This window comes from Gardnerella sp. 30-4 (genome assembly GCF_001641215.1).
Classification (GTDB): Bacteria; Actinomycetota; Actinomycetes; order Actinomycetales; family Bifidobacteriaceae; genus Bifidobacterium; species Bifidobacterium leopoldii.
Window position 1 is genome coordinate 1 of sequence record NZ_LXJL01000152.1, and the last position, 1,649, is coordinate 1,649.

At 37.6% G+C, this 1,649-nt stretch carries 1 protein-coding gene; it reads left to right on the forward strand.

Annotation, left to right across the window (positions count from 1 at the left end):
- The first annotated feature begins 165 nt into the window (after positions 1-165).
- A complete protein-coding gene (locus tag A5294_RS06315; protein WP_064340731.1) occupies positions 166-1,599 on the forward strand; it encodes an LCP family protein in 1,434 nt (477 codons plus the stop codon).
- Positions 1,600-1,649: the final 50 nt, after the last annotated feature.

Below are 1,649 nucleotides of genomic sequence, written 5' to 3' on the forward strand. Positions count from 1 at the left end.
TTAAAAGATCAAATAATATTCAACACAACCAGGTGTCATAAATCTCATTGCCATGTACTATAATGGCGCGTTATATGTGTCCATTGAATATTGATTTATTCGATGGCAAAAGAAATGATATTGCCACAACCTAAAAGGTTCCTCATTATTGAGAAAGAAGGTACGATGACAACTTCACGGTATCATGAAGGCATGCGGTACCAACCAGGCGAAGATTGGAATTCAACTCCTCATCATAGTCTTGGTTATAGAATGATTAACCGCACGCGCAAGATACTGTGTATGCTTGTTATTTCAGTACTTACATTCTTTTCAACAATCATAGCTGCAGTATGGTTAGATTTTTCTTCTGCTGTAAGTAACAGAGTTGTAAACGTCATATCTAAAGATCCAGAAGCTAATCAGACACTTGATATTAACGCAGGCAAACCAGTAACTTTTCTTGTTTTAGGTCAAGATTCTCGAGATGGGAACAATCAAAGCTTCACACACGACGGTGAAACTGGTGATCATCAGTCAGATACTACTATGGTAGTTCAAATTAGCGCAGATAGATCATACATGAATATCGTTTCTATTCCACGAGATTCTATGGTAAACGCACCAGCATGCGACACTACAAAAGGACATATTCCTGCAAGAAAACATGTGATGTTTAATTCAATTTTCGCCTTAGGATATGCACAAGGCGGAGATTTAGCCTCAGCAGCATCATGCTCGTTAAAAGCTGTTAATTCACTTACTGGTTTAAATATCCATCATTTTATAGTCGCTGATTTCAGTGGATTAAGCAATATGATTGATGCAGTTGGTGGAGTATCCGTATGCATCCCAACAGCAACTCGCGATGCCTATACGGGTGTAAATTTCAAACAAGGAATGCAGCATCTTAATGGTCGACTTGCTACTCAATACGCTAGAATGCGCCACGATACAGCAAGCGATGGCTCTGACATAATGCGAACAACAAGACAGCAATACTTGATTAAACAGCTTTTACATCAAGCACTGTCTAAAAACTTATTTACTCAGACAAGTGAGCTTTACCAGCTTGCAAAAGCATCGTTGGGAGCATTAAATATAAGTGAAGGCTTGGCCAATCCTACCACTTTGGTCGGTTTGGCATTAAGCATGCGTAAATTAGATTCTTCACATATTTATGCTCGTACTACTCCTGTTATTCCAGATCCTTATGATCCAAATCGTGTTGTATGGTCTGACGAAGCAGACAATATTTGGGATTTAATGCGTGAAAATAAACCGCTATCGCTAAATCATAAAACTAACGGCACTAACAAAAAGAATGCCAATAATTCGCCTAAGGATACGAACGATCAAGACAATGAAGATACGGATGACAATAGCAATATAAGCGAAAACGACAAACTTAATAAAACTACAAATCCAAAGAAGATGGGACATGTTGATCCAAAAACAGGATTAATAAAAAATTCTCAAGGACAACTTATTGATCCAAATACTGGAGGAATTGTAAATCCTGAAAATGGAACTATTCACGATCCACAAACAGGACAATACGTTGGCTTTGCAGACAAGTATGCAAACAATGTACTTTGCGCTGTGCCTAGAAAAAAGTAAACAATTAAGCAAGATGTAATCTATGAATATTAATGTACGAGCATAAAATT

Coding starts and splice junctions, on each gene's coding strand:
- A5294_RS06315 (WP_064340731.1), top strand. CDS start 166: ATGACAACTTCACGGTATCATGAAGGCATGCGGTACCAACCAGGCGAA.